29 protein-coding genes and 1 tRNA gene are annotated in these 23852 nt (G+C 37.1%); 14 read left to right on the top strand and 16 right to left on the bottom strand.

Annotation, left to right across the window (positions count from 1 at the left end):
- Positions 1 to 13 precede the first annotated feature (13 nt).
- Positions 14 to 394, bottom strand: a complete 381-nt coding sequence (locus SPK86_RS01190) for a globin domain-containing protein (protein WP_330948502.1) — start codon at positions 392 to 394, stop codon at positions 14 to 16.
- Positions 395 to 477: 83 nt separating this feature from the next.
- Complete coding sequence (locus SPK86_RS01185; protein ID WP_284139403.1) at positions 478 to 1050, bottom strand: CYTH domain-containing protein; 573 nt, start codon at positions 1048 to 1050, stop codon at positions 478 to 480.
- A 141-nt stretch (positions 1051 to 1191) separates the two neighbouring features.
- Between SPK86_RS01185 and SPK86_RS01180 the strand changes: the two genes are divergently transcribed.
- The 4 genes from SPK86_RS01180 to SPK86_RS01165 all read left to right on the top strand — a co-directional run bounded on the left by SPK86_RS01180 (position 1192) and on the right by SPK86_RS01165 (position 4194).
- Positions 1192 to 1806, top strand: a complete 615-nt coding sequence (locus SPK86_RS01180; protein WP_284139402.1) for a GTP pyrophosphokinase — start codon at positions 1192 to 1194, stop codon at positions 1804 to 1806.
- Positions 1807 to 1880: 74 nt separating this feature from the next.
- On the top strand, positions 1881 to 2684 hold the full coding sequence (locus SPK86_RS01175) for an NAD kinase (protein ID WP_284139401.1): 804 nt from the start codon (positions 1881 to 1883) through the stop codon (positions 2682 to 2684).
- 64 nt (positions 2685 to 2748) lie between these two features.
- The gene (locus SPK86_RS01170) at positions 2749 to 3633 is read left to right on the top strand and encodes an RluA family pseudouridine synthase (protein ID WP_330948501.1); all 885 of its coding nucleotides are present in this window, start codon (positions 2749 to 2751) and stop codon (positions 3631 to 3633) included.
- Between the two features lie 39 nt (positions 3634 to 3672).
- Entirely contained in the window at positions 3673 to 4194 is a 522-nt protein-coding gene (locus SPK86_RS01165; protein WP_330948500.1) for a GrpB family protein, read from the top strand.
- A 58-nt stretch (positions 4195 to 4252) separates the two neighbouring features.
- On the opposite strand, the gene prpE is transcribed toward SPK86_RS01165, so the two are convergent.
- The gene (prpE, locus tag SPK86_RS01160; protein ID WP_284139639.1) at positions 4253 to 4999 is read right to left on the bottom strand and encodes a bis(5'-nucleosyl)-tetraphosphatase PrpE; all 747 of its coding nucleotides are present in this window, start codon (positions 4997 to 4999) and stop codon (positions 4253 to 4255) included.
- A 134-nt stretch (positions 5000 to 5133) separates the two neighbouring features.
- Positions 5134 to 6312: an FtsW/RodA/SpoVE family cell cycle protein gene (locus SPK86_RS01155; protein WP_330948499.1), complete on the bottom strand. Its 1179-nt coding sequence runs from the start codon at positions 6310 to 6312 to the stop codon at positions 5134 to 5136.
- A gap of 217 nt (positions 6313 to 6529) precedes the next feature.
- Between SPK86_RS01155 and mgtE the strand changes: the two genes are divergently transcribed.
- Complete coding sequence (gene mgtE, locus SPK86_RS01150) at positions 6530 to 7888, top strand: magnesium transporter (protein ID WP_284139398.1); 1359 nt, start codon at positions 6530 to 6532, stop codon at positions 7886 to 7888.
- 172 nt (positions 7889 to 8060) lie between these two features.
- Complete coding sequence (locus SPK86_RS01145; RefSeq protein WP_284139397.1) at positions 8061 to 8624, top strand: CotO family spore coat protein; 564 nt, start codon at positions 8061 to 8063, stop codon at positions 8622 to 8624.
- An 88-nt stretch (positions 8625 to 8712) separates the two neighbouring features.
- On the opposite strand, the gene SPK86_RS01140 is transcribed toward SPK86_RS01145, so the two are convergent.
- Positions 8713 to 9201, bottom strand: coding sequence for a CotY/CotZ family spore coat protein (locus SPK86_RS01140; protein WP_284139396.1), 489 nt, complete (start codon positions 9199 to 9201; stop codon positions 8713 to 8715).
- Between the two features lie 218 nt (positions 9202 to 9419).
- Between SPK86_RS01140 and SPK86_RS01135 the strand changes: the two genes are divergently transcribed.
- The 3 genes from SPK86_RS01135 to SPK86_RS01125 all read left to right on the top strand — a co-directional run bounded on the left by SPK86_RS01135 (position 9420) and on the right by SPK86_RS01125 (position 10754).
- Positions 9420 to 9803 (top strand): hypothetical protein, encoded by a 384-nt coding sequence (locus SPK86_RS01135; RefSeq protein ID WP_284139395.1) that lies wholly within the window; start codon positions 9420 to 9422, stop codon positions 9801 to 9803.
- 369 nt (positions 9804 to 10172) lie between these two features.
- Complete coding sequence (locus SPK86_RS01130; protein WP_284139394.1) at positions 10173 to 10379, top strand: hypothetical protein; 207 nt, start codon at positions 10173 to 10175, stop codon at positions 10377 to 10379.
- Positions 10380 to 10490: 111 nt separating this feature from the next.
- Positions 10491 to 10754, top strand: a complete 264-nt coding sequence (locus SPK86_RS01125) for a hypothetical protein (RefSeq protein ID WP_284139393.1) — start codon at positions 10491 to 10493, stop codon at positions 10752 to 10754.
- Between the two features lie 56 nt (positions 10755 to 10810).
- On the opposite strand, the gene SPK86_RS01120 is transcribed toward SPK86_RS01125, so the two are convergent.
- From SPK86_RS01120 to SPK86_RS01095, 6 genes are all read right to left on the bottom strand, one after another.
- Positions 10811 to 11515 carry a DUF421 domain-containing protein gene (locus SPK86_RS01120; RefSeq protein ID WP_330948498.1) on the bottom strand — a complete coding sequence of 235 codons (705 nt, stop codon included), beginning with the start codon at positions 11513 to 11515 and terminating at the stop codon, positions 10811 to 10813.
- A 140-nt stretch (positions 11516 to 11655) separates the two neighbouring features.
- A complete protein-coding gene (locus tag SPK86_RS01115; protein ID WP_284139391.1) occupies positions 11656 to 12087 on the bottom strand; it encodes a GNAT family N-acetyltransferase in 432 nt (143 codons plus the stop codon).
- A complete protein-coding gene (locus tag SPK86_RS01110) occupies positions 12084 to 12602 on the bottom strand; it encodes a YjcG family protein (protein ID WP_284139390.1) in 519 nt (172 codons plus the stop codon). Before SPK86_RS01110 ends, SPK86_RS01115 begins: the two co-directional genes overlap by 4 nt.
- Before the next feature lie 141 nt (positions 12603 to 12743).
- Positions 12744 to 13469, bottom strand: coding sequence for an alpha/beta hydrolase (locus SPK86_RS01105; RefSeq protein WP_330948497.1), 726 nt, complete (start codon positions 13467 to 13469; stop codon positions 12744 to 12746).
- Between the two features lie 138 nt (positions 13470 to 13607).
- A complete protein-coding gene (locus SPK86_RS01100) occupies positions 13608 to 15440 on the bottom strand; it encodes an ABC transporter ATP-binding protein (RefSeq protein WP_330948496.1) in 1833 nt (610 codons plus the stop codon).
- Positions 15430 to 17163, bottom strand: coding sequence for an ABC transporter ATP-binding protein (locus SPK86_RS01095; RefSeq protein ID WP_330948495.1), 1734 nt, complete (start codon positions 17161 to 17163; stop codon positions 15430 to 15432). The genes SPK86_RS01100 and SPK86_RS01095 overlap by 11 nt, the downstream gene beginning before the upstream one ends.
- Before the next feature lie 262 nt (positions 17164 to 17425).
- Between SPK86_RS01095 and SPK86_RS01090 the strand changes: the two genes are divergently transcribed.
- The 4 genes from SPK86_RS01090 (at position 17426) to SPK86_RS01075 (ending at position 19833) form a co-directional block, all read left to right on the top strand.
- Positions 17426 to 17498 (top strand) — tRNA-Val (locus SPK86_RS01090).
- A 489-nt stretch (positions 17499 to 17987) separates the two neighbouring features.
- Complete coding sequence (locus SPK86_RS01085) at positions 17988 to 18380, top strand: hypothetical protein (RefSeq protein ID WP_330948494.1); 393 nt, start codon at positions 17988 to 17990, stop codon at positions 18378 to 18380.
- Positions 18381 to 18863: 483 nt separating this feature from the next.
- On the top strand, positions 18864 to 19076 hold the full coding sequence (locus tag SPK86_RS01080) for a helix-turn-helix transcriptional regulator (RefSeq protein ID WP_330948493.1): 213 nt from the start codon (positions 18864 to 18866) through the stop codon (positions 19074 to 19076).
- The gene (locus SPK86_RS01075; protein WP_330948492.1) at positions 19069 to 19833 is read left to right on the top strand and encodes a hypothetical protein; all 765 of its coding nucleotides are present in this window, start codon (positions 19069 to 19071) and stop codon (positions 19831 to 19833) included. The genes SPK86_RS01080 and SPK86_RS01075 overlap by 8 nt, the downstream gene beginning before the upstream one ends.
- 145 nt (positions 19834 to 19978) lie before the next feature.
- Here the strand turns inward: SPK86_RS01075 and SPK86_RS01070 are convergent, their stop codons facing one another.
- From SPK86_RS01070 to SPK86_RS01055, 4 genes are all read right to left on the bottom strand, one after another.
- Positions 19979 to 20392: a spore coat protein gene (locus SPK86_RS01070; protein WP_330948491.1), complete on the bottom strand. Its 414-nt coding sequence runs from the start codon at positions 20390 to 20392 to the stop codon at positions 19979 to 19981.
- 13 nt (positions 20393 to 20405) lie between these two features.
- Positions 20406 to 20615 carry a hypothetical protein gene (locus tag SPK86_RS01065; RefSeq protein ID WP_330948490.1) on the bottom strand — a complete coding sequence of 70 codons (210 nt, stop codon included), beginning with the start codon at positions 20613 to 20615 and terminating at the stop codon, positions 20406 to 20408.
- Between the two features lie 136 nt (positions 20616 to 20751).
- Positions 20752 to 21153 (bottom strand): spore coat protein, encoded by a 402-nt coding sequence (locus SPK86_RS01060; RefSeq protein WP_330948489.1) that lies wholly within the window; start codon positions 21151 to 21153, stop codon positions 20752 to 20754.
- A gap of 350 nt (positions 21154 to 21503) precedes the next feature.
- Positions 21504 to 21704: a hypothetical protein gene (locus SPK86_RS01055; RefSeq protein ID WP_330948488.1), complete on the bottom strand. Its 201-nt coding sequence runs from the start codon at positions 21702 to 21704 to the stop codon at positions 21504 to 21506.
- 415 nt (positions 21705 to 22119) lie between these two features.
- Between SPK86_RS01055 and SPK86_RS01050 the strand changes: the two genes are divergently transcribed.
- Positions 22120 to 22917: a hypothetical protein gene (locus tag SPK86_RS01050; RefSeq protein WP_330948487.1), complete on the top strand. Its 798-nt coding sequence runs from the start codon at positions 22120 to 22122 to the stop codon at positions 22915 to 22917.
- A gap of 269 nt (positions 22918 to 23186) precedes the next feature.
- On the opposite strand, the gene SPK86_RS01045 is transcribed toward SPK86_RS01050, so the two are convergent.
- Complete coding sequence (locus SPK86_RS01045) at positions 23187 to 23669, bottom strand: hypothetical protein (RefSeq protein WP_284139385.1); 483 nt, start codon at positions 23667 to 23669, stop codon at positions 23187 to 23189.
- Positions 23670 to 23852: the final 183 nt, after the last annotated feature.

Genomic DNA, 23852 nt, shown 5'->3' with positions numbered 1-23852 from the left:
TTCTCCTTTCTGATTATTCTGGTGTGTTCATCATATGGTTAGCAGTCATGCTTAATTTTTCAAAGATTGCGGTACGGTATGGTTCTTCAATTTCTACTTCCGCAAGTGCTGCTTTCATACAGGCTAACCATGCATTTCTTCTAGAAGGAGTAATTGCAAATGGCAGGTGTCTCCTTCGCATCATTGGATGACCACGTTCTTCGGTATACCACTTCGGACCACCGAAAAATTGTGTTAAGAATAATCGTTGCTTTCGTGCTGTTTCAGTTAAATCGTTTGGAAAAATAGGTATTAATTGTGGATGATTTCCTACACGTTTATAAAAGGCAGTAACGAGTCTTCCAACCGTCTCCCAACCACCTATTGCTTCATATATTGTGCCAGCTTCTTTCATTCATATGGCTCCTTAACTAGTTTGTATATATTGTAGCAACGTAACTTGTCATGGGCAACTTATCTGATTAGCGTCCATGAATATTAGGAACGAAGCGTAGAAAAAAAGCGCTGAATTTTATTTGGTGTTGTTCGATGTTCGATATTCAAATGTGTGAGGATTTGATCGAATGCTTGTTGTCCTATTTGTGCGTTAGGGGCTTCGAGTTCAAATTCATAATCGGAAGTTCCATGATACGTACTAAAATCAAGAACGAGTAAAACATCTTTATACTTACATTCACGACGTGCTGTCACGAGGCTACCATGATAAACAAGCTCATCGATGGATATTCCTAGCTTGACGAGCTGCTTTGCGGTATGATGTTGACCTCGGATGTTTCCTTTAAGCCAATCCTCTGCTTCTTCTTTTGTTAACGAATCATGCGTTTCAAGAAGCCCTTCTGCAGCAGGTTCCTTTAATGTTAGCTGATATTTACCATTTTTTTCACGAATACGCAGTGCGCTTTGTCTATCTTTTAAAGCAAAGTTCCTTGTTTCAAAATAATGATTCGTTTGGATAATGGGCTGTTCTGGAAAAGGGAAGGCGAATAATAATCGATCGAACTCCTCTTTTGTAAGTAAGTTTTTATATTCAATTTCAATTTCTTGTGCCATACGTTTGCCTCCACATGCTTGGACTACTGAATTAATATTGATTATGGCGAATCTGAAAGAAATATGCAAAGATTATCCTTTTCAGATCATTATGGTAAAATAAGGACGATACTTGAAATCCGATATTAGGTGGTGTGTAATATGAATTGGGAAGCAATACTTGCTCCTTACGCACAGGTCGTGGAAGAATTAAAGGTAAAGCTGAAAGGAATGCGTGCACAATTTGAATATGAATCACGGCATTCTCCAATTGAGTTTATAACTGGAAGGGTAAAGCCAATTCAAAGTATTTTGGAAAAGGCCGAAAAAAAGCAAATCCCATTAAATCGAATTGAAAAAGATATTCAGGATATTGCAGGTGTACGTGTTGTCTGTCAGTTTGTTGATGATATATATACGATTGTCAATATGCTCCGTTCTAGAGGAGATCTTATTATTATCGAAGAAAAAGATTATGTGACAGAAAAGAAGGATAGTGGATACCGATCTTTTCACATGGTGATTGAATATCCGGTTGAAACGATTCATGGTAGAAAAAATGTGATTGCCGAAATACAAATTCGTACATTAGCAATGAACTTTTGGGCAACGAATGAGCATTCATTGAATTATAAATATAAGGGAAGAATTCCGGAGCAAATTAAACTCCGCTTGAAGCTTGCGGCAGAAGCTGCATTTAAGCTTGACGAAGAAATGTCTAAAATTAAAAATGAAGTACAGGAAGCACAACGCATTTTTCATCGAAAACGGAATTAAGATTCAACAAGAAAACAGGATGGATACATAAAAGATTACATACTAGTAGCATGGTGACAAAAGGGGATGACAGAATGAAATTTAAAATCGTATCAAAAGGCGATCGCCGTTCGAATCAAATTAAGGCAACAATAAAGCAATATTTAACGGATTTTGACCTCGTATATGATGTAAATGAACCAGATCTCGTCATTTCTGTTGGAGGCGATGGCACTTTACTTGAGGCATTTCATCGCTATATTCACCGCCTCGAAGAAACAGCTTTTATTGGAGTGCATACCGGGCACCTTGGTTTTTATGCAGACTGGTTACCTGATGAGGTTGAACGCTTAATTATTGAAATCGCAAAAACGCCTTTTCAAATCGTAGAATATCCATTACTTGAGGTGATTATTCGTTCGCACGCTGGTGGAAAAGAAGATAGGCACCTTGCATTAAATGAGGCAACGATAAAAACATCAGAAGGTTCTGTTGTATTTGACGTGGAAATTAAAGGCGAGCATTTTGAAACGTTTCGCGGGGATGGACTATGTGTTTCAACTCCATCTGGAAGTACTGCTTATAACAAAGCACTTGGAGGCGGAATTATTCATCCCTCCATCGAGGCAATCCAGTTAACAGAAATGGCATCGATTAATAATCGCGTATTCCGTACGATAGGATCTCCGTTAATATTGCCAAAGCATCATACATGTTTATTAAAGCCGATGGTGGAACGAAGCTTTTTAATGACAATCGATCATATCACATTAAATTATACGAATGTAAAATCAATTCAATGTCGCGTAGCAAAGGAAAAAATTCGGTTTGCTCGCTTCCGTCCATTCCCATTTTGGAACAGAGTTCGTGATTCCTTTGTAACAGAAGATAAAATCTAAGCGGAAGTTTATAGAAATATTCAAGTAATATTGGGAAATTTCTCATAATCGCAGGTGACTAAGGTTGAAATGGATAATTCATAAAAAACAAGGTGGCATGCTTATTCGTGATTATTTACGAATAGAGCATGCATTTTCGAGGCGAATTATAAAAGCAATTAAGTTTGAAGGTGGGGAGATACGTGTTAATGGAGAAATCAAGAAAGTGAATGAGCCTCTCGCAGAAGGGGATGAGCTTTCAATCCGTTTTCCAATTGAAAAAAAAGCTGCATATATGAATCCAGCAGCTATCCCATTGGATATCGTGTATGAGGATGAAGCGATTTTGGTCATTAATAAGCAAGCAGGAATCGCTACCATTCCATCGCTAAATCAAAATGAGCTAACGATTGCTAATGGAGTATTAGCCTATTATGAGCAGAAAAATATCCCTTATACCATTCATATTGTTACGAGACTAGATCGAAATACATCTGGATTGTTACTTATTGCCAAGCATCGCTATGCGCACTCGCTTCTTAGTAATTCGCAAAATGCTGGACATATACATAGAAAATATCGAGCTATTGCAGAAGGCGTTTTACAAAGTAAATCAGGCAGTATCCGTACGAAAATCGGAAGAAAAGAAGGTTCCATTATCGAACGAGAGGTGCGAGAAGATGGGAAGGAGGCTGCTACAAATTACACGGTGATAGCCGAAAAAGATACGCATTCGCTTCTTGATATCGTGCTGGAAACGGGGAGAACCCATCAAATTCGTGTGCATTTTTCCTCTATCGGACATCCACTTGCTGGTGATGATCTATATGGTGGAAGTACCTTACGAATAAAACGCCAAGCCTTACATTGCCGAGAGCTTGCTTTTGAACATCCTTTTACAAAAAAAGAGCTTACCTTTCAAGCAGCTATGCCAACAGATATGGAAGCGTTATTGAAAAATAGCCCTTGAAGTTAATTGTAAGTTCTTGATATGAATGGGGGAATAAAGTTGCGGTTTATTTCGGTTGTAGAATATGATTCAAGCTGGAGAGGTGCGTATAGAGAAGAAGAAGCACTTGTAAAGAAGATTCTTCAAAAAGAATTGATACGCAGTGTTCACATCGGTAGTACGTCGGTACCTGGACTCAAAGCAAAACCTATCATTGATATGCTGCTTGTCGTTCAAAGCATTGAAAGGCTAGATACGTTTTCCAAGGATTTTTCAGATGCCGGCTATGCGGTTATGGGAGAACATGGCATTCGTGGAAGAAGATTTTTTTACAAGGGGAATCAAGAACGCACGCACCATATTCATGCCTATAAGTATACCAATATCGGAGAAATCGAACGACATGTAGCTTTTAGAGATTTCCTTTGTGAACATAAAAAGATAGCTGAACAATATGGAGAATTAAAGCACCAGCTTGCAATGCAATACCCATTTGACTCAGAACAATATTGTAATGAAAAAGACTCTTTAGTAAAGAAAATCGAAGACGAAGCACTAAAATGGTATTGGACAGTACGTTGAGCAGTATGAAATAGCATAATATGTAAGCCTGTTTCTCTAAGAAACAGGCTTTTTTTTGTTAATGGTTTGGAAATGACCGAAATTTTTCTGGAACAAAAGGAAGGGAAGAAGGTACGGAAACGATTGATTCTTCAGGTAAACGAAAGGCGGTTAGCGCATTTCCAAAAACACAGCCTGTATCTATATTTACTGTTTGATTGATAAATCGAGGTTCAAGTACAGGCGTATGACCATATACAATCCAGTCTGCTCCATGATAATGCTTGGCCCAGTCACGACGTATTGGTTTACCAGCTTCATCGAACTTCCCGGTAATATCTCCATAAAGTACAAACGTCTCTGTTTTCTTATCTTTTTTTCCTATGAGGCTTTCTTTAATACCAGCATGTGCAATTATTGCGTTCACCTTTGGCAATTGAAGATAAAGGTCTGCCTGCTCATATAGCTCCATAAATTGCGTGCGAATAGTATGTTGCACATCCGGTGATAGTGCTTTGAATTCAGCAACTGTCGTTTCTAAGCCATGCTGAATCTTTACATTGTTTCCAAGAAAGTAGCGATAAAGCTTATTGCAATGATTCCCAGGAACATAAGCTGCTACCTGATGAATGTGGACTAACGCATAGACGAGTTGAATGACTTTCATCGATTCTGGTCCCCGATCTGTAATATCACCTAAAAAGATCGGGATTCTTCCATCAGGGTGAACAAATATTTTCTTTTGCTTCTGATAGCCGAGTTTTTCAAACAGCTGACAAAGCGTGTTATAGCAACCATGGACATCACCAATTACATCAACTTTTATTTTCAACTCCTCCTATCGAAATGGCCTGCTCCTAGGAAGAGGAACAGGCCAATAAGTTAACATTTTTAAAACGGGTTGTTAAGTAAACAGAGCTGAGTATTACTAATCCTGCTATTAGTATGCCAAATTCCGAATTAATCAAACATAAATGTTCGGGTACGGGAATGCACATTTAAGACAATACCAATCGCAATTAAATACGTTAATGTTGAGGTTCCTCCATAGCTAAGGAACGGAAGCGGCAACCCTGTAATCGGAAGCAACTGGATGGACATGCCGATGTTTTGAACAATTTGATACGTAAACATACCAATAAGTCCGGTAACTAAATAACTCCCATAGCTATCATTACTTTGGATACCAATATGAATCATACGGTAAATTAATAGGAAAAACAGTGTAATGACAACACTTGCTCCGATAAAGCCAAATTGTTCAGCAATTGCTGTAAAAATCATATCCGTATGTCGTTCAGGAATATAGACTTCGAATGTGTGCAAGCCTTTGCCGAAAAGCTGTCCTGAGCCAATAGCGAGCATTGCATAAACAAGCTGGAAGCCTGAATCAGGATATTTTTCGGGGTCAATCCACCCATAAAAACGACTTGCGACATGATTAAAAACGGATTCATCTAGAAATGTCCCTATAGATCCAGGGAACAGCTTATAAGCAACAAATAAAACGGCTAAACTGCCTATACCAACTCCAATTATAGAAAAAATAACTCGCCAGCGAATACCTGAAACGAGAATCATTGCACTAGCAATAGCTGCTAACACGAGAAACCCGCCCAAATCTGGCTGTACTGCAATTAACCCCATTGGTGGCAGGGAAACTATCGCAATTTTAACGAGTAGGCCTAGATCACTATGCACTGTTCGATTCACGTATTTATGATTATGGCGGGTAATGACGTCAGCAATTGCAAGTACTAAAAAGATTTTCATAATCTCTGCTGGCTGGATTGTTCCGAGAACAGGAAACTTTATCCAGCTGACAGCGTTGTTTGCTTCATAAACAATGGATGAAGGAAAGTTGAAAAATAGAATGAGCAAAAGGACCATGCCAAGCCCGTATAGCCACCAGGTTATTTGTCTAAAACGGTCATAGTCAATAAGCATGACGAAAATCACCGCAATTCCGCCCAACACATACCATACCGCTTGCTTTATTGGAAAATGGTAGCCTTCATATTTAGCTGGTAAGGTTGGTTCAATGCTATATATCGTAAAAACACTAATTACACCTAACAATATAACAATGAAAATTAGTGTGCTATCTAAATTTAATTTTGTCTGATTTGATTGGTTCATTTTTTAACCTAGCTTTCTCTAATTGATGGATTTTTTTAGAACCCTCCATGCTTTAGTTTACACGATTTCCAACATTATTTTAAGTGTCTTTTTAAAAAGAGTACGAATTCAGTAGAAAATACCGCTTTCAATTTAAAAATTTTGTATGACAACATATTTAATGTATGGTATAACTAATAGGTGTTTTAGCATAAACGCTTGAAAGGATGTGTATAGAATGGAAAACAATGATAGATTAAATCAAAGTCTAGAAAATCTCGATTATGCCTTAGTGAATGATGACATTGGTGTTTTTCGACAGGATTTTTTAGATTTACATCCCTATGATCAAGCGATGTACTTTATGGAACAAATAGAAAGCTATCGAATGAAAATATATGCCTATTTATCTCCGCTAGAGGTAGCAGGATTGATGGAGCATATTGAATTAGATGATACAACATCGTTTTTTACGGAAATGGATCCTCGATTTGCTTCAGCAGTGTTAGCGGAAATGGCTACAGATGATGCTGTAGATATCCTTAATGAAATGGAAAAGGATAAAGTAGCAAGCTTTCTAACCATTATGGATAAACAAGCAGCAGAGGAAATCAAACAGCTTCTGCACTATGAAGAAAAAACTGCAGGAAGTATTATGACGACAGAATTTGTCGCAATCGATAAAACGAAAACCGTACAGGAGACGATGCTCCAGCTTAAAAAAGAAGCGCCAGAAGCAGAAACGATTTATTATTTGTATGTCGTTGATGAAGATAAACGGTTAGCTGGAGTAATCTCTCTCCGTGATCTGATTATTGCGGATGATCATGCGATAATTGGAGATTTAATGAGCGAGAAGGTTGTTTATGTATCTGTTGGCAAGGATCAGGAAGATGTTGCGCAAATGATCCGCGATTACGACTTTTTAGCGTTACCTGTCGTCGATTTTCAAAATCATTTACTCGGTATTATTACTGTTGATGATATTTTAGACGTTATGGAAGAAGAAGCAAGTGATGATTACTCGAAATTCGCAGCGGTATCAGATGTAGATCGCCCAGATGAGAATGCATTTATTGCAGCGAAAAAAAGGCTCCCATGGTTAATTATTCTGTTGTTTCTTGGAATGCTAACCGCAAGCTTAATTAGTCAATTTGAAGATACACTGCAAAAGGTAGCTGTATTGGCTATTTTTATCCCAGTCATTGCTGGGATGGCAGGAAATACAGGAACACAGGCACTTGCTGTTGCTGTACGAGGGCTTGCTACTGGTGAATATGGAAAAGGTGGAAAGCTAAAGTTAATTCTTCGAGAAGGGGCTACCGGCCTTATTACTGGCTCTGTATCTGGTATAGTCATCGCCCTCGTTATCTTTCTATGGAAGGATCAATTGTTTTTAGGCTTACTTGTCGGCTTCTCTATTATGGTGACACTGATCGTAGCGACCTTAACCGGTTCATTAATTCCCATTTTAATGGATCGTTTGAAAATAGACCCTGCTGTAGCCTCAGGTCCATTTATTACAACCATTAATGATATTATTTCCGTGTTAATTTATTTCGGAATGGCTACATTGTTTATGAATCTGTTAATATAATAAGCTCATTCTATTGATGATTTGCTCCATTGCCATAGCTTTTAGCTAAGGTGGTGGAGCTTTTTTCATTGTACAGAATTGTATTCATAAGGATTGTAAATAGGCAGGAACACAATTTTAAAAATTGCTACATATACTAGAGTGTCAACTTTAAACAAAGGGAGAGAGAAGAATGGGCGAAGAACGTTACGCTAAAAACCCGTTATTGTATATTAATCAGCCAAAGGTTGTAAAGCCAGAGGCGCGTATGCAACATCAATATGTAACACCAAAAAAGGAAAGAAAAACCGTACAACCGATTTCTATACCATCCAGTCCTAATACAAAGGAAATAGAAAAACAAAGGAATACGGAGCCAAAGCCAGTCCGTAAAAGACCTGCTTTAGGAAACGTTACAAAACCACAGCAAACAGAAGAAAAGGAAACGAATACAGCAGCTGTAGAGCACGTCGAAGAAGACATAGAGTCTGAATCTGATTCCGATCCGCATGTGGAAGGCTATGAGCAAAATAAAAAATTTAAAGAAATGACATTAAAAGAACGTATAGAATACTTTGCTAGGACGCCTAGCCATATTCCAAAGATGCGCTGCGAGTTAAAAACAGAAGAGAAAACGTATCGCGGGGTAATCACTGATTTTGATGGTGAAAGCATTACTATGAGAACAGGTCGAAGAACACAAACGATAACAATTCCTTTTGAGGCTGCACAGCAAGTACGAATGCTAGGATTTTAATAGCATTCATTCGCTTGTGGAAAATGGAAGCATGATAAAATACCCCATTGCAATGAGGGGGGCTCGTTGCAATGGGAATAAAGGAAGACTATGCGTTACCAAAAAGAGAAACTGCTGGTAAGCAAGTAACGTGACAGAAGCAGTGTAGATCAACTGTGATACAAATACCTGTTCCGTATAAATTAGTTGTTTCTTGCTTGCACGGATCATCAAGGTGCTTACAAGGTGTATTTTCATCTGCAGATTTAATTAATTCTATTACAGCACAGCAATCATCATCGACACGCTTTACACGGAATAAGAAGCTTGCTTTTATCGGACCTGTACTGTTGTCAGCACTGTTTGGCAAAGCACCGAAGCCCTTAAATGGCTTACAGGAGTCTTTGCAATAAAGAATGATTGGTACCGTGTCTAAGCCATTACCTGGCTCAGTTTCTCCTAATAGATCGCTAATTGATTGCTCACAGCTTGTCGTACAACAATTCTCTACAACATCGTTTTGAGCGGCCTCGATTTCCTTTAGAATGTCACATACACATTGGCCAGTTTTAAAATCTTTACCACATCCACAACCCATGAATGAATTCTCCTTTCTTGTGTTTGATGACTTATCCCTAATAGAATATGTACGGTCGCTTGGAAGGTGTGGGCAGCTGTTTGAATTTAGAAAAAACAAGAAAAAAGCTGCTGAATCCAACTTCTAAATTAATTCGTAAATACGGGCAATCGTCCATACATTCCACTTTTGACCACATAAACTATTAACGACTAACATGCAAAAGGAGTGATAGCAGGATGTCCGAAAAAAATAAAAAGGTAATCCATGTGCGGGATCTTGTCATTAAGGCAGATCAAGTACATCTTGAGCAGCCACCTCCACCGCGTCGTAAATCACCATTTTGGGGATTCGGTCCCGATGATCGTGAGCACGAAAGCAGAGAAGATGGGAGAGAATCTCATAATCAAACTTCGATGAGAAGACAGCGTGGAGAAGAAGGGGAGGAAGGAGAGTCCTCCAATAGAGAACGCGTAGATCCATTTTGGGGTAGACCGATGAGAAGAGAGCCGGAGCATGTTGAATCAGCAAGCAAGGAATCGGAGTCACATGAAAGCAGCAGTCACGAAGATGAGGAAAGTAATGATGATCGTCGTGAGCGAAGGCCATTTTCTTGGATTTAATCATTAAAGCACAGCTTATTACCTGTTCGTAGCCCAACTGCTTTTAAGGATGAGACAAAACAAGCGCATTTGTATCAAAAATCCGAATAATTCCTTGCAGTTTGAATATCGATCTGCTTTTTACCACTGGCATAAGCAAGTCATCGGCTCAAACTGTTCCCGCCGGAGTCTTACTCATTTCAACTGCTAGATAAATCTACTTTATTAATTTTAAATGAATGTCGTCCATATTTCGCTTGGATTTTTGGGTATAAAATTGTTTTGTCCCAGCCTCTTTTTTTTGAAAATATGGACAGACATCTAGTAGCTGTTAGCTCATAAAAAGCGTTGGTATGGTATGCCCCGTAATGTTGAGGAGGAGGCGATAACATGGCAGAAAAGCCAGAAATTCCATTTGTCAAACAGTTGGATATTATAGAAAAGCATTTAGATAAAAATGAAAAATGGTTTCAATACCCCGAGGGAAGAATGCTTGACTTCGATAAAATGATGAGTTCATGGAACACCGGGTTTCTTGAGCAAATGCAGCAGCTTGAAAAAATCATGAAGGATTTAGAAAAGCAATTTGGTGATTGATAATAGGTTTCATCATGTATAAGAAAGGGTATAGCTAAATAAGTCATAAATTTTTGTTGTTTAACGAATCATATAGTAAGAGAAAAGGCATTTGCTGGAGGGGGTATTTATATGGGGTATATCCTACCAATTCAAAGCTTTCAATATACGGATTATCAGAGTCGTCTAAACAAACCAACCAATTCTATTCCTACCGTTGAAAAACCTTATAAGGTTGTGTTTGAATCACAATATGAAGATGTAAAAGAAGAGCCAAAGCAAGCAAGTGGTGCTTTCCCAAAATATTATCAACAAAAATTGTTTGAGGAAGCACGAGGTAAAGACTCTTTCCCGTTATTTACAGGGAAGGGCTATTATATAAATGAACACGTATAATATAAAAGGCAAGTGCAAATCGCACTTGCCTTTTATATATGAAAAAGCATCCCTGATTAATCGCTTTCTCTTTTTTTCTCTTCAATGAATGGCTGAAGAAAGAGCTTTTGTCCTTTTACATATTCACCATAAAAAATATCTTTTACACTAGTATAACCTTGCCGTTTTATCTCGTTATGAAGCCATTCTTCTGTTAATCCAGCTTCAATGATATTATCCATTAGTATCTCCCCATCACTAATAACTGTGAAGGGTAAGAACGGTTCCGTTGGATAAACATTTAAATCTTTTTTATTTGGTGACTGATAGTCGGCTTTCTTTAAAACAGACAATTGTCCATTCGTTTCTAGAATGGCGTATTCTACTTCTTGCACAGAAAAAACATCCTTTACGCGCAATAAATGCTGTAGCTCGCCAATATCAATTTTATTTTTCTTCATTTCTTTGCGGATAATATTTCCTTTATGGATAACGAGAGAAGGCTTTCCTTCTAACAAATACCTTGTACGTTTAAACCTCTGCGTGGTAATTTCTACACCATATAATAATCCACCCCATAAAATAATGACAAAGGCAATTTCTAGGATGCCTGCTTCTTTATCGAACAAGGCGTTTCCCACGAGCTCACCTAATATAACTGCCGAAATAAAGTCAAATGCTGTAAGCTGTGACATTTGGGTTTTACCGAGAATTTTAGTTAGCACAAACAAGGCAAAAAAACCAAAAATCGTATCAACGAACATTAGCAAATACGAATGCATGTCTGTCCCCCTAACGCAATATCATAATAGTCTTAGCGTAACCAGTTAAAGGGAAGTCATGCGTTTCACCAATAAAAAATCAGGCTCTATGCGGAGAGCCTGTTGTTCGTGTAGAATTTATAATTCATTATGAAAATTCATTATCGGTTTACGAGTTCTTTCAGCATGGTAACATGTGGAATACCAGCATCGATAAATTCCTCTGAAATGACCGTATATCCTAGTCGTTCATAAAACGCAATTGCATGTGTTTGGGCGTTTAGCTTTGCTCTCGTGTACCCGTGCTTCTCGATTACCGCTTCCATTTCTTTAATCATCTGTTTTCCGTAACTTTTTCCACGGGCTTCTTTAAGAACACAGATGCGTTCTAGTTTCCCGTAGTTATCAACGAAGCGTAGTCGGCTTGCTACAATAGGCATCTTGTTTTCATAGCCAATAAAATGAATCGATTCTTGGTCAAAGTCATCGAGTTCTTCTTCTGGAGGTACATGCTGCTCTTCAACGAATACGACCATTCGAACGTAGAATGCATCATCGATTTCTGCTTGGCTTGTTGCGATTTGGATGTTCACAGCTGTTCCTTTCCAAAGACAAAGCTTTCATATACTGTCCATGATCCATTTTCCAATTGATACAAAAGCTGAAAGCGATCGATACGATCCTCAAAATTAAAGGTTTTCATTTTCAAGCTTCCAAAAACATCAGAATACTCATCATGTAATAAATTCTGACCAATCGTAATATGGGGGACAAACGGATGCTCATTACTTTTAGGGAACTTGCCAGAATGCATGTGCGCATATAGATCATCTAGCTCTTTCATTGGTTCTACCTTTAAGTAGATTGTGTTCGTTACTGGGACGAAGGAGCTAACCTTCTTAATTGAAATAGAAAATGGATCTGTAGCGTTTGCGATTTTCTTTAATTCTATAACGAGCTCATTTATTGTATGATCGTCTGCTTCAAATGCTTCTTTAATGGTAATGTGAGGTGGAATTAGTGCATAATGTGGGTCATAGCGTTTTCTATATGAATTCGCTTCATCTTGGATTTCTTTGGATGGAAAAATAGCAATACCATATCTCATTGTAAAACCTCCTATTTTATATTTTCTACATACCATTCTCCGTGACCTTTAGTGTATACGGTTTATTATAACAAAAAACTTCCGTGAATTTAGAGAATGATACTATATTTTTGTTAATAAATAACATTTTAGCTGAAAATTCTACTGAAACATTTGCTTTAATGCGTTTGGCAAGTCCTTTTGCCAATACTTCCATGTGTGTACGCCTTCTGGTAATTCCTTATAATGGTAAATAGCGCCCTTTTCTACTAAAAGCTTATTTAGCTGCCTATTTGGTGTTAAAAAATCGACCTCAGGATTGTCTAATGTTTGAACAGCTGTTTCATCTGCACCAATCGTATGGTATATGTCTATGGTTGCTATATTAGATGCATTGCTGACAGCTTCTAGTACGGTTTTATCTACATAAGGTGATTGCATAATTACTTTGCCAAACGTATTTGGATATTTTAATGCAGTCATTAATGCTAATGTACCTGCAAGTGAATCGCCCATTAATGCTCGTGATTGTCCCATATGATACGTAGGAAGGAGACGATCAAGCATTGGGACGACTTCATGTACAAGAAATTGCATATAGGCTGCTTGTTGCTCTCCTGATGGATGGTATTTTTTTCTGCGATCAAATCGATCCTGATAATGAATTCCGACAAAAACGGTGTTTTCGATTTCTTTGTCCCCATGAAGCCTGTCACTAAATGTAGCAACACGTCCCATTTGAAAATAATCATTTCCATCCTGCATCATACAAACATGATATTTATATAGCGGTGAAAATGTCTCAGGCTGATAAATTTTAATTATCATTGCTTCATTTAGATACGTACTGTTTATTTCTTGTTCGATCATTTTCCCTTTTCTTCCCACTTTGTACACCCCAATTAGAATCACAGCTTGGACACATCTATTAATTTATATTTCCCCTTTATTATACAGGTCAATCTTTTTTGAGTAATCCAAAGCTTGTTCTCTAGTTTATCATTAAAAGTCTGAATATTCCATAGGCTATTGGTATAGTTCTTCGCCTTGTTTTCCTTGCAGCTGCCCTTGATAGAGTGCAGCATATTTTCCTTTTTGTTGAATTAGTTCCTTATGGCTGCCTTGCTCTTGGATTTCCCCGTGCTCAAGCAAGATGATTTTATCGGCGTTTTGTATCGTATTGAGACGGTGAGCAATAATGAAGCTCGTTCTTCCCTGCATGAGGCGATCAAGTGCAGCTTGAATTTTTAATTCTGTAATCGTATCGATATTACTTGTTGCCTCATCTAATATAAGAATGGAAGGCTTGGCAATAAATGCTCTTGCAATTGTAAGGAGCTGTTTTTGACCTTGGCTTATTCCACTTCCATCCTGATCAAGGATCGTATCATAGCCATGTGGTAGCTGTGTGATAAAATCATGGGCATTCGCATTTTGCGCTGCTTCTTCGACTTCCTCGTCAGTTGCATCAAGTCGTCCGTAGCGGATATTTTCCCGTATGGTAGCTTGGAACAGAAAAGCATCCTGCAAAACAAAAGCCATATGACTGCGAAGGCTGGAACGTTTTATTTTTTTGATGTCGATGCCATCCAAGGTTATTTGTCCAGCATCGTAATTGTAAAAACGTGCAATAAGATTAATAATGGTCGTTTTTCCAGCTCCAGTATGTCCGACGAAGGCAATGGATTCGCCAGGCTTTGCTTCAAAGCTAACCTTCTTCAGGATAGCTGTATCCTCGTAGCCAAAGGTAACGGCATTAAATACCATATGTCCTTTTGTTTCGGATAAAGTTATTGCTTGTTGTTCATCTGTTTCTTCCTGTGTCTCATCAAGCACTTGAAATACGCGTTCTGCACCTGCAACAGCAGATAATAAAATATTAAATTGATTGGAAAGCTCGTTTAATGGTCTTGTAAATTGGCGAGCATATTCAGTAAATATAACGATTACACCAACCGTTACATAGCCTTTAATTGCCAATAAACCACCAACAAGTGCAATAAGTGCAAAGCTTAAAAAGTTTAACATGTTCATTACTTTTGGTATGAATCCAGAAATCGTTAATGCCCAAAATCCAGAGTGAACAAGCTTTTTACTCTTTTCATCAAATTCCGCTTTCACACGCTCTTCCTGTGAAAAGGCTTTGATAATATGTTGTCCAGAAACAGTTTCTTCTACATAGCCATTGAGTGTGCCTAAATCCTTTTGTTGGACCTTATACAATGGGCCGGTACGTTTTGTAATCCAGCGCATCGCAATATACATGATTGGAATAATTGTCATTGTCACTCCGGTTAGCAAAGGGCTTAAATAAAGCATGACAGCAATAGTTCCAATGAGTGTAAGCACACTCGAGAAAATCTGGATGACTGACTGATTTAGCGTATTGTTGACATTATCAATATCATTCGTAATTCGACTCATTAATTCACCATGCTGCCGTTTGTCAAAATACCGAATCGGAAGCCGATGAAATTGCTGAAAGAGCTCTTTCCTCAAGGTAAATACAGTTTTTTGTGCAATACCAACCATCCAGTAATTTTGTAAAAAGATCGATAGAGAATGAAGGAGAAAGATTCCAATTAATAAAAGTAGCAGGATTCCTAAGCCAGCACTTTTATTTGTAACGATAAAATCATCAATCGCCATCCCAATCATAAACGGTCCTAAAAGGCTTAGCCCTGAGCTAGCCATAACTGCGAGGATAACGAGTGTTAACGTTACCTTTTCGCGGGCAAGATATGCACTAATTCGTTTAATTGTACCTGCTGCATCCTTGGCCTTGTTGCGTTTATTGTTTGCAACAGTATCCAAGGGGATTTTTTTATATTGAAAAGGCCGCTTTACTTCATTCAGCATGCTGAATCTCCTCCTTTCCAAATTGGGATGCTACGATTCTTCGGTAGAGATCAGAGGTTTTAATGAGCGCTTTATGTGAGCCAACTGCCAGCAGCCTTCCCTGGTCCATTAAAAGAATGCGATCTGCTTTCATTGCTGTAGATACTTTTTGGGTAATGATGAGCATTGTACTTTGGTAATTATTCATTGCCTGCAATAAATTCGCTTCTGTTGCTAAATCGAGTGCACTCGTGCTGTCATCGAGCATTAATATTTTTGGATTTCGAATTAAGGCTCTTGCAATTGAGATACGTTGCTTTTGGCCACCGGATAGATTGACCCCTTTTTGACCTACCTTTGTTTCATATTGGTTCGGTAGCGTCATGATCGTATCATGTATTTGTGCAGCGGTCGCCGCTTGGATAACCTCATTCCTTGTTGCGTTCTTTTTCCCCCATGCGATATTATCAGCAATTGTTCCCGTGAATAAAAGTGGGCTTTGCGGAACATATCCAATGCTTTGTCGCAAATGATCTAACGAATACGTTGTAATTGGCTTATCATCAATGGAAATGGATCCTTCTTTTGCATCATATAATCGGGGCAACAGCTGGAAAAGCGATGTTTTCCCAGATCCTGTGGCACCAATAATTGCGAGTTTTTCTCTTGGTGCAACAGAAAAGGTAACATGATCAAGTACTACGTCATCAGCAAGCGGATAGGAAAAGGATACATCGTTAAAAGAAATCTTCCCTTGTTTGATTACTTGCTGTTGGTCGGCATCATGATGATCCTTGAGGTCAATCTCAACAGATAATACATCCTCAATGCGTTCAGCAGATGCTTTTGCCCGTGAAAAGGCTAGAATAATAAATGTAAACATCGAAATCGCCATCGCTACGCGCATCGCATAGTTGACGATCGCAACAACATCACCGACCGCTGTCGTTCCTGCTACTGCCTGCATATTCCCAAACCAAAGAATGGAAATAAGACTTAGATTCATAATGAACAAAAGGACAGGCATGGAAGACTCGATAAAGCGAAAGGTAGTTTGTGTTGTATCTGCTAACGCCTTATTTGCTTTATGAAAGCGCGTTTCTTCATGATTTCGTCGTAAGAACGCTTTAATTAACCGCATTCCTGCGAGATTCTCTTGCATGACACGGTTTACTTTATCAACGCTCTTTTGCACGCCATCGAACATAAAGGTAGCTTTTTTCAACACCCACAGTAAAAAGCCTACTAATAAAGGGACTGTAATACAGAAAATCAAAGCAAGCTTAGCATTAACGACGAATGCCATAATGACCCCACCGATTACAATTAAAGGTGCTTTTGACATAATACGTAGCGCCATAAAAATGGTATTTTGAATTTGCCGAACATCGTTTGTAAAGCGTGTAACAAGCCCAGATGTTGGATATTGATTTAAGTTAGCGAATGAGAATGCCTGGACTTTCTCAAATAACTTTTTCCGAATGTTATAGGCAAAGCCCCAGCTTGTATGGGAAGCAAAGAAGGTGTTTAGAATCCCTGCTATAAACGAGATGAATGCGAGCGCAATCATGATGCTTCCCCACTTGATAATTGTTTGAACATCCTTATTCATAACACCAGAATCAATCATTTTACCAAGAAAAAAAGGGAGTAGCAGCTCCACAGATAATTCAATTAATGTTAACGCATATGCAATAACAATAGCGATTTTATATGGTTTAAGAAAAGATAAAACAGTTCTCACTTGTGAGGTAACCTCCATTTATATGTAAATTCAGAAATGCAATCATAATTTTCATTTTATTATATCGGAATTAAAATGATATATCCATGAATGTATTTCGGGAATAGAAGTAAAAGGGGAGAGGATGATCCTTTCTAGGATTATTCACTAGATAATGTGAGAGAGCTGCATAAAAACAATAGCATGCGTAGTGATGAAGTGAAAATAGATTGACAGAAGGGGATGAACTACCTATAATAAATAGTGCAGTTAAATCCCATACGATTCCGTAGCTCAGCTGGGAGAGCGCTACCTTGACAGGGTAGAGGTCGTTGGTTCGAGCCCAATCGGAATCACTACATTAAGAGCTTGATATAAAGCGGTTCCTTATAAATTTAGGAGTCGCTTTATGCTTTTTATTTTCTAATTTGTCGACATTTTGACGGCAGAAGCTTGTTTTTCGTTGTTTTTTGATGTTTCATCTTGGTTAATTAATTTTCTATTGAAGACTTCGGATAATCTTGCAGTTGCTAATTCGTCTATCGTTTGAACACGGTGCCCATAAGTGTCATTTATGATTCTGGTTCCGGAGTGGCCAGCACGTATAGAGATTTGTTTAAAGCATCCTAAAGGGTGCTTTTTTACATTGCAAAATATGTCGACAAAAAATAAAGGAATTTTTGTGAAATTTCGGAATTAATTTTAGAATAGATTTTTATTGAAATTTAGAAAGGAGATTATGTTTTAATAAGAAAAATCAAAGAGGGGTCAAACAATTGGACAGTGTTCAAATTTGCACAATAAAGTAGGTTAAATAAATTTAACAGTAAGAGGATGAAAAAGCTATGAAAATAATTAAAATTACGTCTATAATATTTCTAGTAATTTCCATAGTTGGATTGTTCCTTAAATGGGTAGAAATACAATTTAAACATGCAAATGGCCTAAACCACTGGACTGGTTTATGGATATTGTTGATTCTATTAACTGTGATTGTAATAATAGTTAGATTTTACTTTAATATTATCACTCTAATATTAATGTTAATCATCCCAATTCTATCACTGATCCAATATGTTTATTTTGCACCTGCTTTAAATATTTCAGGGATTGACCTATCATTTAGTAAAGATTATGTACAATCAGGATTTTTTGTAACTATTATTATAAGTGTAATAGTAGTTGTGTTTAACATTGTTAGTTTATTCTTTGATAATAATCTTCAAGCAAATAAATAGTTTTTAGTCCATATTAAAAGCACCTTAGAGGGTGCTTTTTCATATGCCGAAATGGACCCACCTGTTAAGTACCAGTTGAACTACTTACGACAGCCAGCCCAAACACATCTGGTGCATAGGCTGGTTTATTATCCCATGTACAGCTTTCCCCAATTAAACGTTCCTTCATTTCTATAATAATATCTTGCAGCAGAAGGATCTTTATATCTGTATGTAGAAGTGTTAAACGATCCGCAACCTGGATTGGACATAATTGAAATTTCTCAATCAGTTTCAAAGAATATTAATTAGGTATCATAGAGGAATTTTATGAGATAGAAAATCTGTTACCTCCCTTTGCAAACAAGCCACTCTATTTGTTAGAGTGGCTTTTTCTTCTTATATAAAGTTTTTGAAGTTTAGTTAATAAAACTTTACATTATGTTAATTATTGTTTACATTATGTATATATAATTTAATACTTTCTAATGAAAGGGGTACAACATGCTTCGTAATCGTATAAAAGAACTAAGAGCAAGGCATGGATTTTCACAGTCTGAATTAGCAAATCGAGTTGGCGTTACAAGACAGACTATTGGTTTCATTGAAAAGGGACAGTTTTCACCATCTATTGCATTATCATTACGTTTAGCAAAACAATTGCAAATCCGAGTCGATGAACTTTTTTGGATAGAAGGGGAGGATTCAGGTGAATAATAATGATTTACGTGTTCAGTTGCCATTATGGAACATAGCTTTGATGGTGATTTTAATGATTTGGTCATATGGAATTGTATATTCTGTAGATGTAATTTTTAATGAATTTGAAGGGGTTTACGATGTAGTAGGTAACAGTGTGATTATCAACTGGAATTTACCAGGGATACTATCAATTATAATTGGTTTTTTCTTTCTCATTATCTTCTTTATTGCATATTCTATAAAACTTAAAAAACATAACAAAAAGAATCCCAATAGGAAAATTCCATTCATTACATTTTTAAAACCAGGGGAATTGTTAGAAGATGATGAAATGCTAAGACAGGTGACTCGTAATGCAACCCAAAAAGTGTATATTCTTTATTCCCATACGATACCATTATTGATATGCTTGATGTTTTTTCCTTTAGATCGGTATTTAATTATATCCTTGCTTTTTCTTTTGATAATTATTCACAACGTATTGTATTACTTAGAGATTCGGAAATTTATGAAAGGTGAATATAGTATTGATCAAAGTTCTGATTATGTACGAACTGCCTCAAAAAACAAATTGCAAAGGTATGTAGTAATGGTTATTCTTGGTGTGTTAATTATAATTGTTTCCACAGTGGTTATTCGTATACTACAAATTGAAAGTAACCATAAAGAGAATATTTCTAAAGCAGAATCTTGCTTGGATAACGGGGGAACAGTGGTTTTTGAGGAGAACGGTTTGTTTGGGGTGAGCAAGGTTTCTTGTGAAGATGATTAAAACAGTCTTAGCTTGTGAGCTTATAATACTAGCAATTCTTGTCTAACTCAGTTTATCCAATCTATCCATAGGATGAATTGGATAAAGGATATAATCAAGTGTAATAGAAAAGAGACCGCTATTTTAATAACGGTCTCCTATTTTTTTATAGAATATCCAATTGGGCAACTAATGCAATTAGGATTTGAAGAAGAACTTGAATGGATACAGCCACATCTGTATCAGAGGTTGTTACTTCCACATCGTTTGAACCTTCAATAATAAGCTTCTGATGGTTATATTGACGTGTGTTTGCGCTTTGGAGTAATTCCTGTGTTACTTGTTCTGCTCGAGCACTGTCCGCAATGGTAATATTAATGACAATTGCAATGGCGACTTGAAGTGCAGCTTGCAGGGATACACCAACTTGTGTGTCTGTAGTCTTCACAGTAACGTTGCAGGAGTTAGTTATTTCAATATACTCCTTGGAGCCTTGATAAGTGCCAGCCACTTGCGGATTAATTTGACCTACCGTACTTCTTGCATTTGCATTTGGAACATTTCTTCCTCGTGCCATCATCTATACACTCCTATCATTTATTATTTTTATTTAAAAAACTTTGGCGAAGCGGACTTTCACTAGGTGTTTCTTCCGCCATAGAACTGTCCTTTTGTTTTCTTTCTGTTTCTAATTGTTTTTGTAGTTCAACTACAATTTCGTGAAGTTGCTTTTTCTGGTCTTTGGAAAAATGCATAAAGATTAAGCTCTCCGATAGCTGGTTCATTAAATTTCTTTTATTCAACGCTGTTCCTCCTTTAAACGCATTTCTCACACATGGTGAAGATATCAACAGAGAAGATGCTATTCATATGAAACTGCAATAATAATCTCCTATTCCGATAATTTTGGACGTGCACATATTCTACACAAATGGCATATTATAAAATATCCAATTGGGCAACTAGTGTCACAAGGATTTGAAGAAGAACTTGAATAGATACAGCCACATCTGTATCAGAAGTTGTAACATCCACATTTTCAGATCCTTGGATCACTAGTGTCTGTTCTTGCACCTGTCTTGTTCGAGCACTTTGTAATAATTCTTGTGTTACTTGTTCTGCGCAGTTACTATCAGCAATTGTTATGTTGATTACGATAGCAATGGCTACTTGTAAAGCAGCTTGAAGAGATACACCGACCTGTGTATCCGTTGTATGAACTCTTACTCCTGAAGAATCAATAATGTGAATAAATTCCTCTGTTTCCTGGAAAGTACTTAGATTTTGTAGCGCATTTTGTGTTGCTGGGTCTTGGCTACAACGTCCTTGGTTTCTTTGCACAATTAATCACACTCCTTCAATAAAGTATTGTTTTCTTTCAATACGCACGTATGACGCAAAAGGAAAGTAACACGCTGTAAGGCTTAGATCTCACGTGCGGCTAGTGTTGGGGGAAACATCTGGATCCGATTAATAGCTAATGCTTGTGGTTGGTGAGCGCTTCTTTCATACTTCACTTGTTTTCATTTGCAGCACTCCGTGTAAGAAGATTGGAAGAGAGTGTTAAAGAAATACGTTTGGAGAATTTGTGAATTTAGAAGACTTTCTCTATTCCAATCCTCGAATATATTTGTTACAGGAATACGCCTAAATGTTTTCTAGTACTTACGAAAAAATAGATTTCTGCTTATTTAGTTTTCTTCTATTTTCTTTCCTTCTTTTAAATATTGTTGTACTTGTTTACTCAAATCCTCGACGATCTGGTTAACCTGTTGTTTTTGGTCCTCAGTGACTTTATTTAGTTGCTCTCTTTGTAAGACATTGGAAACATGCAACTTGACTAAGTTATCAGTTAACCCTTTTATTTGATTGATTGAATCCTCACCACTCATATCCAAGCTCCCTCCTTTCATACTGTACTGGCATTCTATGTAATACCGTTGTTATGGTGTGGGTAAAATATATGCTTTAAATTAATTTAGGTAGACTTGCCTTAAGATTCGTCTATGATTTTGAGGTGACTAATAGTTTATATGCCTGCGGGGGTTTGCGTTTAAGCTAGTGATTGGAAATACGTTGGTTGTGGGGAGATACTATGGTGAGAAATAAAATAGACCTCCAAATAATAATGTGCGTTTAAATATTTTGGGTGGACAAGCTTTTAGAGGAAAGAAGCTGCTGATGGGGAAGAGGGACTAGAAATAGCCGAGCATTTACAAATAAGAAGAATATTCCATAAAATAATATAGTAAATATTTCCTGGTCATAGTATAATTAATCGATGAAAATGAATAGGAGAAGGATGAGATGAAAGAAATTCACTGTTTCCGTTTTGAAGCAGAAATATATACCAATATTGATTTAGTATCAGAATGTTTGAATAAAGATGAACATGTCTTAAAATGGAATACACAAATAATCGAAAATATTTACGATGGAAGTGAAGATGACTTAGGAGAAGGGGCAACTTTCATTACGAGACAAAAAATAGGGAAAAAAGTATATGAGTTGCAAGGGAAATATACAAAATATGATCCACCAAACTATGCTTCAGTTGAAACTGAAACAAAAGAGGGGATTAGTAAGACAGAATATAGTATGGAAGAAACACCAGAAGGCACAAATTTTATTGTTAACGTTTCTTTAGTTCCTTCGAATTGGATATATAAACTAGCTACACATATGTTTAAGTGGTCGTTTAAATACGTTTATAATGAACAATTCGAGAGATTCATAGAATATGTATACGATGTAGAGTATGAAAGAGCTAGATTTGAAAATGAGTTTATTAAAGAAAATCTAGAAATTGGAATGACAGAAAGTGATGTGATCGATCTACTTGGAGAAGCAGATGCGGTAGGGGTAGAAGATACAAATGCTTCCCATTTATGGAGATATGATATTGGAGCTATGGATGAGTATGAGAATCCGTTAGATAAACAATTCGCAGAAAAGGGCTTTAATGTTGTTGACGAAAAGGGAATACGAGATGGATTTGTGAAAATGCAATTATTTATAGGCTGGAAAGACGGTAAAATCAGCAGCATAAAGAATACTTACTTAGAAGATGATAAATTGGTTACCTACAGCTTGTTATCGGAATAAATAGAGAGAACAACATATTTTTCCTACAAGCAAGGATAGAATTTTAACATGATACACGATATCTTGGTGAATGTGTTAAAGAATTGTTCTTACTTTGGACGGTTCTTATGTTAGTCTGTCTGGAACCGAATTAAAAACTTTGTGAAGAAAGCCTTCAACGAGGCATGAAAAATGGATACGTTTATGCAGACACATCTGAGTCTTATTTGTCGAAGAAGAAAGTGAAAACACTCCCTCAATGTCCCAACCTGAGAGAGTGCTCTTTCTAGTTAATCAAATATATCAGATGGCTCATATTTTTTAAAAATATTAATGATTTGCTTTCCATCGCTTGCATGCGTCTCAGAATATTGAACAGGGAATAAAGCAAAAAATATATAGTACACAGAAAAGTATCCAAACTGATAAAAGAATTGCAGCTCTGGTAGCCAACCAATCATGATCAAGCTATTGACTATAATTACAGAAATTAAGTTTAGCAGAATACCACCAGCATGTACTAAAATATGCGTTAGTCGATTGTCTATTTTTAAAGATTCGTAATGACATGCGGAATCTAGAAAATAAAAAGCTCTAACTTTTATCGACGTACCGATTTCAAATAGCGTCTTTCCTCTACCTACTACAAGCTCTGAATTGCCTCCAAAGAGCAATGCCATAAGGTAATGGCCAAGCTGATGTATAAGTGTTACCAAAGGGAGCAAAACAAAGAATGCCCAAAATGCTGTGTAAAAATCGTCCCATGCAAACATATAAGATGTACCTCTTTCTATCATGATGTATAGGTGTTTAATAGCCCGTGCGAGTTGATATTAAACCTATCTCTATTAAATCAGTGCTTTTGATCTACAGTGCACAGGATGAAAGTAGGAAGATTTACTAGAATCGTTTAATAGAGAATAGAAAGGGTATAACGTATAAGCAAAGGAGGTGCT

It is taken from the genome of Virgibacillus sp. MG-45, assembly GCF_036409425.1.
Lineage (GTDB): Bacteria > Bacillota > Bacilli > Bacillales > Amphibacillaceae > LDC-1.
Note: the sequence above shows the minus strand (reverse complement) of the source record. Positions and strands in the feature narration are given on the sequence as shown.

Excerpts from the sequence above, each read along its gene's own strand:
- SPK86_RS01190 (WP_330948502.1), bottom strand. The coding sequence starts at position 394 with ATGAAAGAAGCTGGCACAATATATGAAGCAATAGGTGGTTGGGAGACG.
- SPK86_RS01185 (WP_284139403.1), bottom strand. The coding sequence starts at position 1,050 with ATGGCACAAGAAATTGAAATTGAATATAAAAACTTACTTACAAAAGAG.
- SPK86_RS01180 (WP_284139402.1), top strand. The coding sequence starts at position 1,192 with ATGAATTGGGAAGCAATACTTGCTCCTTACGCACAGGTCGTGGAAGAA.
- SPK86_RS01175 (WP_284139401.1), top strand. The coding sequence starts at position 1,881 with ATGAAATTTAAAATCGTATCAAAAGGCGATCGCCGTTCGAATCAAATT.
- SPK86_RS01155 (WP_330948499.1), bottom strand. The coding sequence starts at position 6,312 with ATGAACCAATCAAATCAGACAAAATTAAATTTAGATAGCACACTAATT.
- mgtE (WP_284139398.1), top strand. The coding sequence starts at position 6,530 with ATGGAAAACAATGATAGATTAAATCAAAGTCTAGAAAATCTCGATTAT.
- SPK86_RS01145 (WP_284139397.1), top strand. The coding sequence starts at position 8,061 with ATGGGCGAAGAACGTTACGCTAAAAACCCGTTATTGTATATTAATCAG.
- SPK86_RS01140 (WP_284139396.1), bottom strand. The coding sequence starts at position 9,201 with ATGGGTTGTGGATGTGGTAAAGATTTTAAAACTGGCCAATGTGTATGT.
- SPK86_RS01135 (WP_284139395.1), top strand. The coding sequence starts at position 9,420 with ATGTCCGAAAAAAATAAAAAGGTAATCCATGTGCGGGATCTTGTCATT.
- SPK86_RS01130 (WP_284139394.1), top strand. The coding sequence starts at position 10,173 with ATGGCAGAAAAGCCAGAAATTCCATTTGTCAAACAGTTGGATATTATA.
- SPK86_RS01125 (WP_284139393.1), top strand. The coding sequence starts at position 10,491 with ATGGGGTATATCCTACCAATTCAAAGCTTTCAATATACGGATTATCAG.
- SPK86_RS01120 (WP_330948498.1), bottom strand. The coding sequence starts at position 11,515 with ATGCATTCGTATTTGCTAATGTTCGTTGATACGATTTTTGGTTTTTTT.
- SPK86_RS01110 (WP_284139390.1), bottom strand. The coding sequence starts at position 12,602 with ATGAGATATGGTATTGCTATTTTTCCATCCAAAGAAATCCAAGATGAA.
- SPK86_RS01100 (WP_330948496.1), bottom strand. The coding sequence starts at position 15,440 with ATGCTGAATGAAGTAAAGCGGCCTTTTCAATATAAAAAAATCCCCTTG.
- SPK86_RS01085 (WP_330948494.1), top strand. The coding sequence starts at position 17,988 with ATGAAAATAATTAAAATTACGTCTATAATATTTCTAGTAATTTCCATA.
- SPK86_RS01080 (WP_330948493.1), top strand. The coding sequence starts at position 18,864 with ATGCTTCGTAATCGTATAAAAGAACTAAGAGCAAGGCATGGATTTTCA.
- SPK86_RS01070 (WP_330948491.1), bottom strand. The coding sequence starts at position 20,392 with ATGATGGCACGAGGAAGAAATGTTCCAAATGCAAATGCAAGAAGTACG.
- SPK86_RS01055 (WP_330948488.1), bottom strand. The coding sequence starts at position 21,704 with ATGAGTGGTGAGGATTCAATCAATCAAATAAAAGGGTTAACTGATAAC.
- SPK86_RS01050 (WP_330948487.1), top strand. The coding sequence starts at position 22,120 with ATGAAAGAAATTCACTGTTTCCGTTTTGAAGCAGAAATATATACCAAT.
- SPK86_RS01045 (WP_284139385.1), bottom strand. The coding sequence starts at position 23,669 with ATGTTTGCATGGGACGATTTTTACACAGCATTTTGGGCATTCTTTGTT.